This is a genomic window from Anabaena sp. UHCC 0399, from assembly GCF_034931465.1.
GTDB classification, from domain to species: domain Bacteria; phylum Cyanobacteriota; class Cyanobacteriia; order Cyanobacteriales; family Nostocaceae; genus Trichormus; species Trichormus minutissimus.
Genome location: NZ_JAYGGZ010000002.1, coordinates 40,725 through 57,870, shown reverse-complemented (window position 1 = coordinate 57,870; position 17,146 = coordinate 40,725). Strand labels below are relative to the sequence as shown.

At 40.7% G+C, this 17,146-nt stretch carries 13 protein-coding genes and 1 pseudogene; 1 reads left to right on the top strand and 13 read right to left on the bottom strand.

The window, feature by feature from the left end:
• Positions 1-223: 223 nt before the first annotated feature.
• From VB693_RS01210 to VB693_RS01190, 5 genes and pseudogenes are all read right to left on the bottom strand, one after another.
• Complete coding sequence (locus VB693_RS01210; protein WP_323264707.1) at positions 224-3,160, bottom strand: NACHT domain-containing protein; 2,937 nt, start codon at positions 3,158-3,160, stop codon at positions 224-226.
• A gap of 105 nt (positions 3,161-3,265) precedes the next feature.
• Positions 3,266-3,700 carry a hypothetical protein gene (locus VB693_RS01205; RefSeq protein WP_323264706.1) on the bottom strand — a complete coding sequence of 145 codons (435 nt, stop codon included), beginning with the start codon at positions 3,698-3,700 and terminating at the stop codon, positions 3,266-3,268.
• A 169-nt stretch (positions 3,701-3,869) separates the two neighbouring features.
• A pseudogene (locus VB693_RS01200) lies at positions 3,870-4,143 on the bottom strand (hypothetical protein); the annotation flags it as partial.
• Between the two features lie 49 nt (positions 4,144-4,192).
• Entirely contained in the window at positions 4,193-4,978 is a 786-nt protein-coding gene (locus VB693_RS01195; protein ID WP_237988870.1) for an Rpn family recombination-promoting nuclease/putative transposase, read from the bottom strand.
• Positions 4,979-5,317: 339 nt separating this feature from the next.
• A complete protein-coding gene (locus VB693_RS01190; RefSeq protein WP_323264704.1) occupies positions 5,318-7,042 on the bottom strand; it encodes a diflavin flavoprotein in 1,725 nt (574 codons plus the stop codon).
• 109 nt (positions 7,043-7,151) lie between these two features.
• Here VB693_RS01190 and VB693_RS01185 point away from each other — a divergent pair, with 109 nt between their 5' ends.
• Positions 7,152-8,027: a pantothenate kinase gene (locus VB693_RS01185; protein ID WP_323264703.1), complete on the top strand. Its 876-nt coding sequence runs from the start codon at positions 7,152-7,154 to the stop codon at positions 8,025-8,027.
• 98 nt (positions 8,028-8,125) lie between these two features.
• Here the strand turns inward: VB693_RS01185 and VB693_RS01180 are convergent, their stop codons facing one another.
• The 8 genes from VB693_RS01180 to trmD all read right to left on the bottom strand — a co-directional run bounded on the left by VB693_RS01180 (position 8,126) and on the right by trmD (position 16,746).
• On the bottom strand, positions 8,126-8,944 hold the full coding sequence (locus VB693_RS01180) for an alpha/beta hydrolase (RefSeq protein WP_323264702.1): 819 nt from the start codon (positions 8,942-8,944) through the stop codon (positions 8,126-8,128).
• A 159-nt stretch (positions 8,945-9,103) separates the two neighbouring features.
• On the bottom strand, positions 9,104-9,598 hold the full coding sequence (locus VB693_RS01175) for an NUDIX hydrolase (protein ID WP_323264701.1): 495 nt from the start codon (positions 9,596-9,598) through the stop codon (positions 9,104-9,106).
• 1,388 nt (positions 9,599-10,986) lie between these two features.
• Complete coding sequence (gene argH / locus VB693_RS01170) at positions 10,987-12,372, bottom strand: argininosuccinate lyase (RefSeq protein ID WP_323264820.1); 1,386 nt, start codon at positions 12,370-12,372, stop codon at positions 10,987-10,989.
• A gap of 117 nt (positions 12,373-12,489) precedes the next feature.
• Positions 12,490-12,696 carry a hypothetical protein gene (locus VB693_RS01165; protein WP_323264700.1) on the bottom strand — a complete coding sequence of 69 codons (207 nt, stop codon included), beginning with the start codon at positions 12,694-12,696 and terminating at the stop codon, positions 12,490-12,492.
• A 107-nt stretch (positions 12,697-12,803) separates the two neighbouring features.
• On the bottom strand, positions 12,804-13,592 hold the full coding sequence (gene larB / locus VB693_RS01160) for a nickel pincer cofactor biosynthesis protein LarB (RefSeq protein WP_323264699.1): 789 nt from the start codon (positions 13,590-13,592) through the stop codon (positions 12,804-12,806).
• A gap of 49 nt (positions 13,593-13,641) precedes the next feature.
• Positions 13,642-15,429, bottom strand: a complete 1,788-nt coding sequence (locus VB693_RS01155; protein WP_323264698.1) for an ABC transporter substrate-binding protein — start codon at positions 15,427-15,429, stop codon at positions 13,642-13,644.
• A 61-nt stretch (positions 15,430-15,490) separates the two neighbouring features.
• Complete coding sequence (gene ispF, locus VB693_RS01150; protein WP_190709651.1) at positions 15,491-15,973, bottom strand: 2-C-methyl-D-erythritol 2,4-cyclodiphosphate synthase; 483 nt, start codon at positions 15,971-15,973, stop codon at positions 15,491-15,493.
• A 47-nt stretch (positions 15,974-16,020) separates the two neighbouring features.
• Positions 16,021-16,746: a tRNA (guanosine(37)-N1)-methyltransferase TrmD gene (gene trmD / locus VB693_RS01145; RefSeq protein WP_190709653.1), complete on the bottom strand. Its 726-nt coding sequence runs from the start codon at positions 16,744-16,746 to the stop codon at positions 16,021-16,023.
• Positions 16,747-17,146: the final 400 nt, after the last annotated feature.

The following is a 17,146-nucleotide window of genomic DNA, read 5'->3' as shown; positions in this document are numbered from 1 at the left end:
GTTGTGAATGTATTGCCCGACGTTGTGAATGTATTACCTGACATTGTGAATGTATCGACTAACTCTAAAAGACTTGTGTGTACACAGTAGCCTTGCAGGGGAGAGATACTCTACGAGTTCGCGGTAGCGTCTCGTAAGAGACGCAAGCTATGGAGAGGGGTTTCAAGAATAAGTCGCACATCGCGTTAAATAGCTATTTGTAACGTCGCTACGGCAAAAGTGCTTAAATAATTCTGGTGAAGAGGATTTGCTTTAAGCTTCGCATGGTGCGAGTGGCAAAATTATGCTGATGCCAAGCTTGATAGAAATCGGGGTAAGGCATATTCTGGGCGCATTTCCACAAGACACTGTAGCGATTATTATTTAATTGCAGATAACCACTAACAGCTTTGACTACCTCAAAGCGATGCTGATTATTTTGTAGTATTCCCCCTAAGCTTTCTGCTGCATCGCTACGGGTGTCCTCATCCACATCTTTTGATAGCAGCAGTTGCACCAAGGTAGAAATCGCAATTTTGTTGCCAGGGTTGATTAACCCTAAGCTAAATGCTGCTTGCACTTGGGTCAAAAAATTTATATGTGGGTTTTGAGTTAACTGGACTAAAGCAGCGATTGCTATTTGACTGCCAAAGGCAATTTGACCTAACCTAACCGCAGCTTGTCCTTTTATAAAGGAACTCAAGGAATCTACTTTTGGGTTACGAATTAAGTTGGCCAAGGTAGTAATTGCCATTTTGTTGCCAATGTCAATTTGACCTAAGCTATCTGCTGCTTCCACTTGGGTCAAATCATGAATTTTTGAATTACCGATTAGATTGACCAAAGCAGTAATCGCTATTTGCTTGCCAATGTCAATTTGACCTAAGCTGAATGCTGCACGCAATTGTATCTCAGCATCAACTTTTGGGTCGTTGATTAACTGTATTAAAGTATCTATTGCTGTGTGACTACCAGGATAAATTTGATTTAAGCTATCTGCTACGAGCCATTTAGTCTCATCATCTATCTGTGAGTCGCAGATTAACTTGCTCAAGCCAATCATTGCCGTTGGGATGCCGAAGGCAATGTTCTTCAAGCTCTGTGCTGCTTGCCATTGGATAGTATAGCCAACTTCATTTGGATTACCAATTATCTCGACCAAGGTAGTAATTGCCGTTGTATTACCAGGGTCAATTAGCCCTAAACTCTCTGCTATTTCCCATTTCAAATCATCACTAAGCTGGGAGTCCCTAATTAATTTTACTAAGATATTAATTGCCATTTTCTTGTCATGGTCAATTAGCCCTAAACACTCTGCTGCTTGCCAGTGAATAGCATAATCAACTTGTAGGTTATGAATTAAATTGACCAAGGTAGTAATTGCTGTTGAGTTGTTGGGTTCAATTTGACATAAGCTATATGCTGTTTGTATTTGTGTAAAAGGATCAACTTGTGGATTATTTATTAACTTGACCAAGCCATCAATTGCTTTTGAATTGCCAGAGCCAATTTTACTCAAGCTGACTACTACTGAAAGTTTAGTATCGTCATCTATATTGATATTAGTAATTGACTCTACCAAGCCATCAATAGCTTTTGTCCGTTCTGTCTCTTGTATTGTTGCTCTAGCTTTCTCTTGAATTGGATAAATAAATGTCACCCACTTTTGCCTTTTTGATAAATAACCAAAGCCCCATTTGATAATTTGCGCTACTATTTCATCTGCTCTAGAATATTCTCTAAACTCTGCAATGCCTACAGCAGCTAAGAAGTAAGCGCGATATTCATAAAAACCTTTATCTATATCTATATCTTTTCTATTCCACTTACCACACCCATCTTTAAAGTTTACTAAAGCATCAATAAACTGTTGCTTTTGCTGTTTGATATTTTCTTCTTCTCGCCCTAACCAAAGTAATATTGTTTGCTTCCACTGCGGTTCAAAGATGCGATATTTTTTATTATTAACAGGCTTATTTTTGTGGTTACGAGGTATGAAAAAATGCCAGTCATCAATTGCCTTAGCTGCAAAGTATTCTTGAAATGAAGCATGAAAAAAAGCGTAAACAGGTTTTCTATTTGTATCTATCCCTACCTGATTTAACCAACCACGATTTAGTGCCAATCTAAACAGCGAATTTTCATCCTCAGCGTCACCCAAAAACTGAGTAACAAAATCCTGACGCAAGCGAAAACGGGTTGCTTCTTTATCTATGGCTGTTTTCGCTAATTCACCTAATTTGATATTGAGTTGCTGCTCTTGGCGATATGTTGTAGGAAATTCATCTTTTTTCCATTTGCAAAAATCATCAACAAATCGCTGATACAGTCCCGCTTGCGTCTCTGGTAACTTGCCATCTCCTGATTGCCAATTAAAACACAATAGCGTCAACCGCAGAGGATTTTTCACTAAATCCTGAATCCGTTCTTTACCTGGTTCTTTCAAAGCAGTGCATAACTGCTTCCCAGCTTCGGGAATAGCCGCAAACCATTTGTGAATAAATTTCTCTACTTGTTGTGGATAAGAAAAATCTAACGTGCGATAGATATCAAAATTATCAAGTGCATTGATGCCACCATCCCACAAATTAACCCGACAAGTTAAGACAATTCGCGCTTGAGAAATAAACCCTGATTCCCGAAATTGGCGTGAAATTTCTGTTAGCGGATTACCTGAAGCTGCGGACATTTCATCTAATCCATCTAGCAGCAACCAGACATTTTTTTGATTAAATAAAGCAACAAAATCATCTTTCTGTTGCTGAGTAGGTTCAGATTTCCCTTTTTTCCTCACAGCAGCAGTTAGCCAAGTCCCTAACAGATATTCCTCTAATTTTTGTTCTTGTAAATCTGCTAAAGATAGCCAAATAACAATCGACTGGGGAATCTCACGAGATACCCAGTTAGCAATCTGCTGTAACAGCGTTGTCTTTCCTGCGCCTGGTTCACCAATAATTGCAATTCGCCTACCCTTACTTTTCGGCGTGTTCTGCTGTTTGAGAACTTCTTTCAGAAAAGCACCATGCTCAAATGTTTTGGTGATTTCTGTCTCCTTATACAGTTCTGAACCCTGTTCTGGAGAAATTTCACCTTGAGGCTTCGGCTGTTTTTTACGCTCAACTAATCCCAGTGGTACGTAAACATCATCAACTTGCAGTGTAACGCCTTCAGTTGATGTCAAAGGGTTTGTTGTCAGCTTGCGCCGTTCTGCAATTATTTCACGACAGACTTCACGCCAGTCATCGGGAGTTAACTTTGTCCCCTCCTCCCCTGGAGACGACTTTGGTCAGTTGTAAGTATTATTCTGTTCCTTAATGTTGATTTGTTGAGCAACCATTGCACCTTTTTCTGCTTTAATTTCTTCTGCTAACTTCGCAAAGTTATTTACAACTGATGGGTGAGACTTGATTTCTGCTGCTTTATTTTTAATTTCCTTAGCAGCCTCAGACTTGTCATTATTAACTGCTGCTTCTACATCCACAACAGCTTGAGCAATTTCGGGATCTTGTGCTGCTTGTGTCAATTCTAATACTGCTTGACCATAATCTAATGGCTGCGGTTCATTACTGGTAAGAGATGGTGCTTTATTCTTTCGGCGTAGCAATTCTATCAACTTACCCGGAGCAGTCCATAAAACATCACCGATATTTTCGCCGGTTTTCTCTTGTGCTTTAGTCCAAAGTACACCAGCTACAGCAATCAAGAAACTCTCAAGTGTCATATATCAACTATAAGTAAGCTAATATATGTATTCTAGGGGTGAAATTACTTATACGCCAACTGTGATGGCGATCGCTCTTGGCGGCCGTTTAGTCAATTGTACAGAACGAGTTTACCCCTAAATTTAGGTAAGATGAAATGCGATCGCCATAACTCATCACGGGTATATCTTATCTGTATTTCTCCACGGATTCCACAGCAACATTGAGTTGTTGAGCAATATCTTCTACACTCATCCCAATTTTCAGTAACAGTGGAACGATAACTGGCAACAGTTCAGCTTCCTGTTCTTTTCGACCTTCTTCTAGGCCCTGTTTTCGACCTTCTTCTAGACCCTGTTTTCGACCCTCAGCTTTGGCTTCCTGATATACTCTCGTTTGTTCTAAAGTTATTCCTAGCATAGCTTCCACTATCTCTACTCAAAGACGAAAACTTGTAAACAGCACACATTTTGTCATAGTGAGCAAAACTTTCGCGTCTGTGGTAGAACGTTCTACCTGTATTTCTCCACAGATTCCACAGCAATATTAAATTGTTGAGCAATCTGTTCTACACTCATCCCAGTTTTTAGTAACAGTGGGACAGCAACTTTCAACAGTTCTTCTCGACCTTCTTCTCGACCTTCAGCTTTGGCTTCCTGATATACTCTTGTTTGCTCTAAAGTTATTCCTAGCATAGCTTCTACTTCCTCTCTACTCAAAGACGAAAACTTGTAAACAGCAATTGTCGTAATGATTTCGATGATTTCGGTTTTCGGCAGTGTACCTGTTTCTTCTAATTTTACCCTTTGAATTAGTTGCTTGGCTTGCTCTGCCATTTTTTCAGAGGATGCAATTGTTAACTGCATTAAGTTGATGCTGATTGGCAGAGTATCAGCAGTCCCTAACTCATCTAAATAAATGCGTTGCACTTGGTCGCTGTTTAAAAATATGCGATGAGTTCTTGTATCACTTGGCTCTAAACTCCGTGATGGAAATATTACTACACAGTACCAATCATCGTATTGAGATTGATTGCGGTACAAATAGGTCAGCGACTCGGTAAAAAAGCGATGATAAAGACTTTCATCTTTCTGAAATTGAACTTCGGCAAAAAAGATAACTCTAGATGTTGCGTTTTCTGGTGGTAAAAAAACACCATCAATGCGAAAGGCGGTTTCTTTTACTTCCACTGATTCAAATCGATAGTTTTGCGCCTGTGCGGGGTGGTTATCAATGATTTCAAATATTAAGGCTGGAAATCGTTTGAAAATTTGGTAATAAATAGAGTCACGTTTCACGAAAATATATAAATATGCTGATTATTTATGATTAATTATATCAGGTTTTGCCTACGTATTAACAAGAAATATTCATGACTTGCTAAATGAATTTATCCAGTTTCATTATGTTAAGCAATGATACTGTTTTGCTCTATCAAAACTTGAAAATTCCTCAAAAATTTTTGCTTTATGTGTTAGTAAGTATAAAATTATGCTTTGATAGCAAGACATAAATAAAGGCGATCGCCAAATTCCACTAAGAAAACAGCGATCGCCATGATCAAAACCCTTCGGGTTCCGCTTGCGGTACAGTCCTAATTTTTCTAAGGACTAAAGTCCTTACTACAAACTTGTTTTTTAGTAGTGGTTTCCGACTTTGCGGTGGTGAACGGCTGTTAGAGCTTCAGGTTTAGAAACTCGTCCGGTGTAAACTGTGCTGTATACTACCCAATGGTCGCCGCAGTCCATTCTGCTTTGCACTTCGCATTCCATGTAAGCTAAGGCATCGGTGAGGATGGGTGTACCGTTTTCGGCGGGTTGGGTTCTGACTCCTTCAAATCTGTCTGCACCAGGGGTAAATCGTTTGAGGAAGTGCCGCATGAGGATTTGATAGTTGCCTTCTTCTAAGACATTGAGGACGAAGCGATCGCCTACTTGCATTAGTGATTCAATCGCTCTATCTTTGGCGACTGCAATGGATAATCCTAATGGTTTGAAGCTGGCTTGACTCACCCACGAAGCTAGCATCGCGCTAGAGACTTCGCCTTTTTTGGCGGTAATAATATATAGTCCACCGCTAATTCTTCCCAGGGCTTTGTCTAAATCAGCACCTAGGGACTTCATGGCTTTAATGCTGCGATCGCGTGTTACCCACTGTCCTAAGTCTGTACCTGCTTCTTCACACTGTTTATAGGTGTTTTCTGTGGGTGTTTGTTTAATCCGAATCTCCGGAAAAACCGTTGTTAAACCCAAATTGCGGAATTTACTTAGTAAAGGATCGATGGGTTCATCATCGCCGCCGCCTGTTTCAAATATGCCTATGGCCTGTTTCTCTTTGGCAGAACCTAAAACTGTACTCAGTGCGGCTTGAATGCTGGCAGCACCGGCAGCAGGAGGCATCCCAATGACTAGCCCAGCGCAACGTCCGACTAGTTCGCGTAGTTCTTGTAAGTCTACGGCTGAACCCAAATCTACTACTTCTACGGCTACGCCTGTTTTGCTAATACCGTTGATTATAGTTTGGGCGAGGCGATCGCTATAGCCATATTCGGAAACGTAAAATACGCCAACGGTTGTTTCTGCTTTGCTTTGGGTTTGACTCCATTTACGGTAACGTCCAATTAGTTCTTCAACGTGATGGGACAGTAATGGCCCGTGACCGGTAGCGACCATTTTCACACTCGGTAATTCTCCCATCCGCTTCAAGGCAGATAACACTGACCGCGCATTTGGCCCCATCAAGCATTCATAATAGTAGTGAAAATCAGCTTCAATGGTTTTCAAGTCTTCGTCAAAGGTGCTATCAGAGCAGTAGTGCATTCCGAAAGCATCGCAAGTGTAAAGGATTTGGGTTTTGTGGTCGAAACTGAATATTGTGTCAGGCCAGTGTAAATTGGGGGCAATCACAAATTCCATTTCGTGACCGTTGCCTAAATCCAAGCGATCGCCATTTTTGACAATCTTCCGCTTAAATGGCCGATGTACCAAATCTTCCAGAAATTGGATTGCCACTTTAGAACCCACAATTGTAATATCTGGAGACATCTGTAACAAATCTTTGACTAAGCCACTATGGTCTGGCTCGGTGTGGCTAATAATCAAATAATCGATATCTGTAGGATTGATTAAGCCTGTGAGAGTATCAAAATATAGTTTACGGAACTTTTCATGGGAGGTATCAACTAAGGCTGTTTGCTCACCGCGTATCAGAAATGAGTTATAGGTAGTACCGTTTTGTAAACCAAACTCAATATCAAAGCGATCGCGATCCCAATCTAGAGAACGAATTGCTGTAGTATTTTCAGCAATTTCTCCAGTCTGTATGGTCAGCCGTTTTTCAGTTTTATCGGTTACTGCTACCATAACTATCTCCTTAACACAATGAGTATTTATTCCTCTAGTCCTATTGTGACACGGGTTGTTTGTTAACTTTTATTAAAAAATCTATAGATAAGTTAAAAAAATCAAAAGTGTGAAACCGTACCAACACCCAACATACACTGAGAATATATGGTTAGCCTTGGAAATTGGCAATTCCCGGCTGCATTGGGCTTTATTCACAGATGAATCCCTTGATTGTACGTGGGATACTGATTATTTACCTGAGTCAGTTATACAGATGTTGGCTCACCGTGAAACATTAAATGGCTCAGCACTGGCTAAACGCCGCGCTACGGCTAACAGCGAGAAGTTGCAAGGAGGGTCTCCCTCTGGGAAAACTTCGGTGACTCAGCACTGGCTAAACGCCGCGCTACGGCTAACAGCACTCCCTATTGTCATCGCCTCTGTAGTACCGAAGCAAACTGCATTTTGGCAAACTTACCCCAATGTTCACGTAACTACTTTAGATCAAATACCCCTCAAAAATATATATCCCACCCTGGGAATTGACCGCGCTTTGGCTTTGTGGGGTGCGGGGATGACTTGGGGTTTTCCGATGTTGGTAATTGATGCGGGAACAGCACTAACTTTTACAGGTGCAGATGCTGAACAGTGTTTAGTTGGTGGTGCGATTTTGCCGGGGGTGGGTTTACAATTGGCGAGCTTAGGTCAAAAAACTGGCCAATTACCCCAATTAAGTATAGAAGCAATTCAATCTTTACCTCAACGTTTTGCGCTAAATACACCAGAGGCAATTCAAAGCGGTGTGATTTATACTTTATTGGCTGGAATTAAAGATTTTCTTACGGATTGGTGGCAATTATTTCCGAATGGAAAAGTGGCGATAAAAGGAGGCGATCGCACTTTACTATTAAACTATCTACAAGCCTTATATCCTGAAATAGCCGCACGTTTAATAGTAGAACCAAATTTAATCTTTTGGGGAATGCAAAAAATAGTAATATAGCGGTTCTCGCTTTAGTTAAGATACAAGAACCCCACCCCTCCTTGAGGGATGCTGCGCAAATGTGGGGGCTGTCTTTAATGCAAGAATTTTGAATTGATTCATTTGCGATTCCCAAAAACAAACTCTCGAATATCTCCAGCCACAACACCAGCACAAGATTTTGGTAAATCATCAGTAGCATGAGAAATCATTTTCAATTCCACTTGAGGAATAAGTTTACTGTAAACTTCACTGCGAACTAAAGCATCAGGAGAATCTTTACTTCCTTGTAAAATCAACACCGGAACTTCTATTTTATGTAATAGACTTTGTAATAATTCCGCCGTAATTTCTGGTGCTTGTCGTTGAAATAATAATTGGCAAGCTGTAGGGTGTTTTATTATCTTTTGGCGTGTTTGCCAATCCTGTTCGATTTTCTCGTGTAGTCCAAAAATCTTAGTGATAAAACGCAGCGATCGCAGTATCTTAAAAAATAGTGGCGATCTTTTAACTAACTTCTGCATCTTTTGCCAATAAGCCTCCTGTCCTGGAATTTTCACACCCTCCGGTGCTATCAAGACTAACTTATCAACTTGCTCTGGATATTTTAGGGCGTAACTAGCCGCAATCCAACCCCCAAGGGAATGCCCTACTAAGTATACTTTTTCTAATTTCAATGCTTCCAGAAACTCAGCAATACATTCCACTTGTAAATCAATTGAGTGATGAATGTTGGGATGTTCAGACTCCCCAAACCCTAATAAATCTGGGGCAAAGCAATGGAAATCTTTAGCAAGTAACTCCATTACAGATACCCATTGGCTACTTTCATGCCAATTGCCATGTAACAAAACGATAGGAATCCCTTCCCCAGCTTCACGCCAGAATAATAGCCCTTGAGATAGCTTTCTCCGGGCGTTACGTAACAGCGTATCCATCTTGATTTAACAACCCAATATAGCGAGTTTTAGGTTTGAAATTAGATTTTTTCGCATAAATCCAAGTTGCTAATTTTAACCTAAAATTCTACATATTTTTATGCAACCCACTGGGAATTGTATTCGCAATGATTCAGAACTCAACACTCATAACTATTTTCAAGCTAGCGTTGTTAAGCCATGCAAATAGTCTCGTAGCTGGCGCGAGTGGTCATGAGACATCGGTTCTGAAGGTAGGGCATCAGGAGGGAAAGCTTGGATTTCCATGACTTCCAATTCATCCTGAATTACCATTTTCCCCTCGACCTCCGCTTCCACTACCACGCAAATTGAATGGATTCTGGGATCACGGTCTGGAGAAGAGTAAACCCCCACTAATCGCTTAATTTGTGATACTTCCAGTCCAGTTTCTTCCATTAATTCCCGGTGGACTGTACTGGGGATATCTTCTCCCCAGTCCACCATGCCCCCAGGCAATGCCCAAAGACCATCGTCGCGCCGCCGGATTAATACAATTCGTCCGTCAGGTAATATCGGGATGATACTAGTTCCTGTAATCGGATGACGGAAAATAATACCTAGTACAGTTTGTCCAATACGCCACAGACTACGTGCGGATTGGATGGGTGCCGCAAAAAGAGCAAGAACGTTCAATCTGAAAATGTTTATATTGTGTTCTTTAATCACCTGTCACCTGCATAACTTCAACTATTTAAAGAGTTGAATTTTGCTGTAAACAAATATGATTGTTGTTTAAGGGTATATTTTAACCATATTTTCCTACAATATCAACTTCACTATTGATTTGCAAACGTTTTCCTTGTATGTATCTTTCCGAGCCAAAATTATTTTTGTCTCGTCTTTTTGGAAATTAATTATCAATGAATATTTTATAATGCTGGATTAATAGCATTTGTTAAATTCTGGTTAATAAAATTTAAAAGTACATATTTAAATCAGAAAAATATTCTATAGGTATCTAATTGAATAACTAAAATTACTTGCATAGTTAGGGCAGAAGTGAGAAGTATAGGTAACTTTAAAGCAGCTTATTGAGATTGTATTTAGTACAGGGCAGTGTAAACAAACCATTCCAAATCATTGAATTTTGAATTTTGCCTTGCGGTACTAGCTTCACAAAAATAAAATATGAGTTTTATATAATTAAAAATACCTGCCATGTATAATATCTATAGCTACACTATATGAATTCACTATAGTTTTTGGAAACCATGATAATTCAAAACCCAATTTTTTTTGATTATTAAGAATGACTGGGAATTGGTATCTTCACAAAGTATATATAGTCTTACCACACACAATATATTGATTTTTGATAAATTTTGAGAATTTATTTTAATTTTTTAGTGTGAAAATTCCCTTGCATTGGGAAATATTGACATTATTCAATTAAATACGGTATCATAGTATGCTGTTTAAAGTATATACAGTTGTAAGCTAGGCTAAAATCGTATCAATAACACCAGTAGCTGATATTGTGTACCAATTGTGTACCAGATGCCTAGCCGCTCTTTTTGTTGTTTATTCATGAGGTGAACATGGCAAAGCGCCGTAACCCGAAAAAAGAAAAGGCGCTACGGAACCAGGCATACGCCAGAAAGTTTCGTAAACGGACTACAACCGGAAAAATGCAGAGAAGATTCCAACAAAGACCACCTAAGAGTGAGGAAGATGAGGGCGCAGCAACAATTGATGCTGAATAAGCTACCTTCTGAACCTGAACTTCTGTGAGTGTTTTAGTTGTGGGGGCGTACTTTTAGTACGTCCTTAATTTTTTGTGGGCATGGGGCAATTCAATGAGTGGATTTTGGATTTTAGATTAAACCCCAATCCCCAATCCCCAGCCTTTCAATGAGTGGATTTTAGATTATTCAATCCAAAATCTAAAATCCGTCTTGAAAAGTTGAGCCACTGCGTTGGAAGGGTTTCCCGGCTTGTAGCAAGTGGCGTTCCTAGGTTGGGAAACCAGCCTACAGAACTTTCCGCAAAATCTAATCTAAAATTCCTAGTCCCTAGTCCCGTTACTCAGATATTTGACTACGAGCAGCTAAAAGTGCTTTATTTACCTGATCAAAACCAGTACCGCCGTAACTGTTGCGAGCTGCTACAACGGTATGAGGAGATATGGCTGTATATATATCTGATGCAAAGGCTGGGTGCAGTTGTTGCCACTCTTCTAGGGTTAAATCTTTTAAGAGTTTACCTGCGGCAATGCTGGTTTTGACCACTTTACCGACAAGATTATAGGCTTCTCGGAAGGGAACTCCTCTTGCTGCCAAATAATCTGCGACATCGGTTGCATTAGAAAAGTCTTCTGTTACAGCTTCAGCTAGGCGTTGAGTACGAAATTCTAAGCCTTCTCGCAGCAAAATAGTCATGGCTTCCAGGCAAGCTTTAATAGTATTAACGCTATCAAATAACCCTTCTTTGTCTTCTTGCAAGTCTTTGTTATATGCCAGGGGTAATCCTTTCATAATTACCAGCATTGCTTGAAGATGACCGAATACCCTGCCGGTTTTGCCCCGCACTAATTCTGGTACATCGGGGTTTTTCTTTTGCGGCATGATACTAGAACCTGTAGCACAGCTATCTTTAAGGGTGACAAAGCGAAATTCCTCAGATGCCCAAAGAATCATTTCCTCAGATAGCCGACTGAGGTGAACCATAATCAGGCTAGCAGCACACAAAAATTCAACGGCAAAATCGCGATCGCTCACTCCATCTAAGCTGTTAGCATAAATACCATCAAAATGCAATAATTCGGCTGTGTAATGACGGTCAATGGGAAATGTCGTCCCCGCTAAAGCCCCACACCCCAAAGGTGAAATATTCACGCGGCGATAAACATCTCCTAGGCGTTCCCAGTCTCGTTGTGCCATCTGAAAGTATGCCAACAAGTGATGAGCTAAACTCAGGGGTTGGGCGCGTTGCAGGTGGGTATAACCAGGAATAAGGGTTTCTACATTCTGTTCAGCGATGTCTAGTAAAACCCGTTGAAAGTCCCGTAAATACTGCTGAATTTGTTGAATTTGGTCACGTAAATATAGCCGAGTATCTGTACCTACTTGGTCATTACGTGATCGCGCAGTGTGTAGTTTTTTTCCCACATCACCGACAATTTCTGTTAACCGCCGTTCTACAGCAAAGTGGACATCTTCCGCATCAATCCCCGGTTGAAATTGCCCTTGGCGGTATTCTTGGCGAATTTGTTCTAAACCTGCAACCAGTTGCTCTCCTTCTTGCGAGGAAATAATCCCCGTATGCGCCAACATTTGGGCATGAGCTTGAGAGCCTGTGAGGTCGTATTCTATTAATTGTATGTCAAAACTTATACTGGCATTAAAAAGAGCGATCGCTGGATGCAACGCTGATTCAAACCTCTGACTCCACGTTTGTTTTCCGGTCATAGAAATATTGAGAATTGGGGATTGGGGCATAAAAAAGTCAAAAGTCAAAAATTCCTTAATTTTGAATTTTGAATTTTGAATTAGTATTACACCCCTACTTCCTACTCCCTACTCATGTCAACCGTACTTAGTTAGGTTTCTAAAGATATAGCCAATTACCAAGCCAATTAACAATGCCCAAATTTGACCTGACTTGACAAAGTGAGTCCAAACTTTCTGCATCTGACCTACAACGTCAGGATCAGTAACATTTTGTGCCAACACAGTTAAATTAATAGGTAGATCCCAAAAATTTTGAGATATTAAATCACTTAAGTAGTTCATCTTGAGTAATTCATTAAGTTAATAATTAGGGATAGAAATTAAAGTTTAGAGATTAAGTAATTCACCCACTCCCCAGTCCCCACTCCCTAATCACTCGCTGTCATAACTCAAGATGTAGCTGATGCCATCCGTAATTTCTCGGCTGTTCGCAAAATCTGCCCCGCCAACACTGCTGCACCAAAACCGTTATCAATATTGACTACCCCCACCCCAGCAGCACAGGAATTGAGCATTGTTAATAGTGGTGCTAACCCGCCAAAACTAGCACCATAACCCACACTGGTAGGCACAGCAATCACAGGACAATTAGCTAAACCCGCAACTACACTGGGTAAAGCACCTTCCATCCCTGCGACTACAACTAATACTGATGCTGACTCCAGGAGATGGCGATTACTTAACAAACGGTGAATCCCAGCCACGCCCACATCCCAAAGACGCTGTACACGAAAACCAGAAAGTTCAGCCGTAACTGCGGCTTCTTCTGCAACGGGTAAGTCAGCAGTACCCGCAGATAGAATACCAATAACTCCCTCAAACTGTGGTTCAATGTCAGGCGGCACAATTGCACAAATTCGTGCTTGTTCGTAGTAGCGTAAACCCCGAATTTTTGGTTGCAATAGCGTATAAACTTTGGGTTCAATACGGGTAGCCATCACTACAGGATTGCGTTGGCGCATGACCTCCATAATTTGGGCAATTTGTTCTGGGGTTTTACCAGGCCCCCAAATTACTTCCGGAAAACCAGTTCTGAGATGACGGTGATGGTCTATTTTGGCAAACTCGCCCACGGGTTCATAGGCTAAGTCTTTGAGAGACTCTAAAGCCATCTCTGGGGTAACTTTGCCATTGGCAACCGCCTCTAAGAGCGATCGCAAAGTTTCAGTTTGAGTCACGGTAAATTTTAGGGGATAGGTGACAGGGGACAGGTGACAGGTGACAGCCTTACTCAACAATTTTTATTTCATAGAGATTCCAGAAAGCACCACCTAGAGCTGAGAATTTAATGCCAGAAAAGCGATCGCGTACTGCTGATAAGGCATAGGGATTTACCAAATAAATAAATGGTAAATTTTCCTGAGTTATTCTTTGTGTTTCTGCATAAATTTCTTTGCGCTTGGCTTCGTCTAACTCTCTTGCGGCTTGAATATATAATTGACCAATTTTCGTTTCCCAAGGTGATACTTCCCAACCTTCAATCGGTTTTTGTCCAACTTGGGGTTTTTGATTAAACATATGTAATCCACCTTCAGGAGACCAAACATTAGCCCCATCATTCGGTTCTAAACCACCAGTCAAACCCAATAAAGAAGCTTCCCAATCTAATGTGTTAGCCAGCTTATCTGTATAAGTATTCCATGCCAAGGGAGTGAAATCGACTTGGATACCAATTTTGCTCAAGTCTTGTTGAATTTGTGATCCCATTGCTTCACGAATTTTGTTCCCAGCATTTGTGAGCAATGTAAAGCGCACCCGATTACCTTGAGCATCTAATAATTGACCTTGGGTATTGTATTTAAACCCAGCTTTTAATAACAGTTGTTTTGCTTTTTCTAAATTGTAATCGTAGACTTTTAATCCCTCTTTTGGTGAAAGATAATAGGGACTCTGCACAGAAATTGGGGAATCTTGTGTTTGACCCAACCCACGAAAAGTATTATTAATCATGGTTTGACGGTCAATTGCATAAGCTACTGCTTGACGGAATTCAACAGTATTAAACCAACGAGATTTAATAGGATCAATTAATGGTTTACCGTTTCTTTTCCCTTTATTCAAATTGAACAGGACAAAGCTAGTACCCGTCGCTGGTCCACCATTATAAATTTTGAATTTACCTTGTTTCTCTTGTCGCTTGAGCAAGGAAAAATAATCTGGTGATACACCCACACTATCTAAACCACCAGAGCGAAATTGCAATAAAGAAGTATCTGTGGATTCTACAATTTGCCATACTATCCGTTCTATATATGGCTGTTGTTCACCTTTAGCCCCTTTGCGCCAGTAGTAAGGATTGCGGCGAAAAACTACACGTTCACTGGTGTCATAGCGTTCTAATGTATAAATACCGTTGCCTACAATTTGATTAGGCGGTGTATCAACGCCCCATTTTTGGAGAAATGTCGGCTTACCTTCTGCATCTTTTTTCTGTACCGATTCTCGCAGGGCATGGGCTGGTAAAATGGGTGCGCTTGTGGAACTCCGCAAAAATGGTGCAAATGGTTCGGGAACAGTAAATTCTACTCGACGACTATCGACTTTACTTACAGTTGGAAGCTTACGACTTTCACCAATTCTCATTACGTCTCTAATATCTGTGGGAATGGCTTCATTAAAGTAAATTTCATTGTAAGTAAATATCACATCGTCTACTGTGAGTGGTTGTCCATCAGACCATTTCAAGCCATCACGTAGAGTAAATACTATTTTCAATTTATCATCAGAAACTTGCCAGGATTCTGCTAATGCTGGCTCAACTTCACCGGTTTCATAGTTTTCGGTAATTAAGCCTTCATAGATATATCCAAAAACATTAGGAGATTCAGAACTTAGGGCAAAATTAAAAGTCTTAGGATCACTAAGAATACTGGTTACTAATTGTGGTATTTGTGCTGCTGAACTTTTAAAATTTGCTGGGTTACAAGCTGCAACTGTAACTGCTGTGAATGCAGCCAGAATTATCAGTATCCAAAAACGTTTAATTAGAGTAATGATATTACTAGTAAATGCCATAATCTTAGATTGTTAATTTAATTATTTTGCTAGGGATGCAAAATCCTTGATTGAAATTAAGTTAATCCGCAGCTAATAGCAGAACTACAGCATAAGCGCATATCCCCTCTTCTCGTCCTACGGGGCCTAATTTTTCGTTGGTGGTAGCTTTAATACCTACTTGATTAGGTTGTAATTTTAAAACATCTGCTATTTTGTCACGCATTGTTTTAATATGGGGCTTCAATTTAGGACGTTCAGCAACTACCACCGAGTCAATATTGCCTATTTGCCAGCCTTGATCCCGAATTAACTGATGGACTTGACTTAACAAAACTAAACTATCTGCCCCTGCCCATTGGGGATCAGTGGGGGGGAAATAATGGCCAATATCCCCTAAAGATAATGCCCCCAGCATAGCGTCCATAATGGCGTGAGTTAGTACATCTGCATCACTATGTCCTAATAAACCGAGTTCATGGGGAATTTGGACTCCTCCCAAAATTAAAGCGCGATCGCTCACCAGTTGATGTATATCGTAGCCATTACCAATTCGGATGTTCATAAGCAGTAGTCAGTAGTGAATGGTGATTGGGCATTGGTTGTGTTTTCCTACTCTCCCTGCCCCTCTGCTCCCCTGCCACCTTGCCTCTTCTCTTGTTGCCATTTTGAGAGCAAATCGGGACGGCGATCGCTAGTTTTTTTAATTTGTTGTTCGTAACGCCATTTTGCGATCGCGGCGTGATTTCCAGATAGTAAAACATCAGGGACTTTCCAGCCACGAAAGTTGGCAGGACGCGTATATTGGGGATAATCTAACAATCCCTCTTCAAAACTTTCGGCTGTTAAAGACTCTGTTTTCGCCACAGTCCCCGGTAAGAGACGCACCACACCATTAATCAACGCCATCGCCGGGATTTCGCCCCCGGTAAGGATGAAATCCCCCAAGGACACCTCACGGGTGACAAGATGCAGTACCCGCTCATCTACCCCTTCGTAATGCCCGCAGATTACTACTAATTGGTCATAATTGCTTGACAATTCTCGCAACAGAGGTTGATTGATGGTTTGACCTTGCGGACTCATTAAAATAATCTCGCGGCGCGGTAGAACTGGTAAAGATTCTACCGCCCTAAAAATTGGGTCTGGCTTCATCAGCATCCCTACACCACCACCATAGGGTTCGTCATCTACCTTCCGGTGCTTGTCAGTAGTGAAGTCCCTAGGATTAGCTAAATTCACCAGGGCAATTTGTTTGGCGAGGGCTTTACCTAGCAGACCAGAATTTAGCACTGAGGTAAAACAGTCAGGAAAAAGTGTAACTATATCAAAACGCACAGTAATTCGTATTCAAGAACACTAATCTTAAATTTGAATGTCTATCAAACACAAGCTGCAATTGTAGGGTAAAACTACATATAGGCTTTATCAATAGTATCTAAAAGTCTTAGAACTCTTGGTTTTTGCTAGACTCAAAAGTTTTTCTAGTTACTTAATTTATGTTTAAATGTTGTCACAACTAGATTTAAATAAATAATCTGACTAAGTTAACAACTTCCAGGATGCATCAGGCCAGCCTCAGAAAATGTGTGTAAAGACCTGCTCACCCCAAACCCAGAGGAGAAACCTAATCCCTAACGCCAGGGGTGAACACAGCCCTGAAGCACAATTAAGCCAGTCTGGAAAAAGTGGACAGGTGAAAAACAAGGCACTGGCTTTGAGGAACGGCAAAGAACAC

Bases quoted from the DNA above. Each gene is read 5' to 3' on its own strand.
- VB693_RS01190 (WP_323264704.1), bottom strand. From the start codon at position 7,042: ATGGTAGCAGTAACCGATAAAACTGAAAAACGGCTGACCATACAGACT.
- VB693_RS01155 (WP_323264698.1), bottom strand. From the start codon at position 15,429: ATGGCATTTACTAGTAATATCATTACTCTAATTAAACGTTTTTGGATA.
- VB693_RS01165 (WP_323264700.1), bottom strand. From the start codon at position 12,696: ATGAACTACTTAAGTGATTTAATATCTCAAAATTTTTGGGATCTACCT.
- VB693_RS01205 (WP_323264706.1), bottom strand. From the start codon at position 3,700: ATGACACTTGAGAGTTTCTTGATTGCTGTAGCTGGTGTACTTTGGACT.
- ispF (WP_190709651.1), bottom strand. From the start codon at position 15,973: ATGAACATCCGAATTGGTAATGGCTACGATATACATCAACTGGTGAGC.
- VB693_RS01180 (WP_323264702.1), bottom strand. From the start codon at position 8,944: ATGGATACGCTGTTACGTAACGCCCGGAGAAAGCTATCTCAAGGGCTA.
- argH (WP_323264820.1), bottom strand. From the start codon at position 12,372: ATGACCGGAAAACAAACGTGGAGTCAGAGGTTTGAATCAGCGTTGCAT.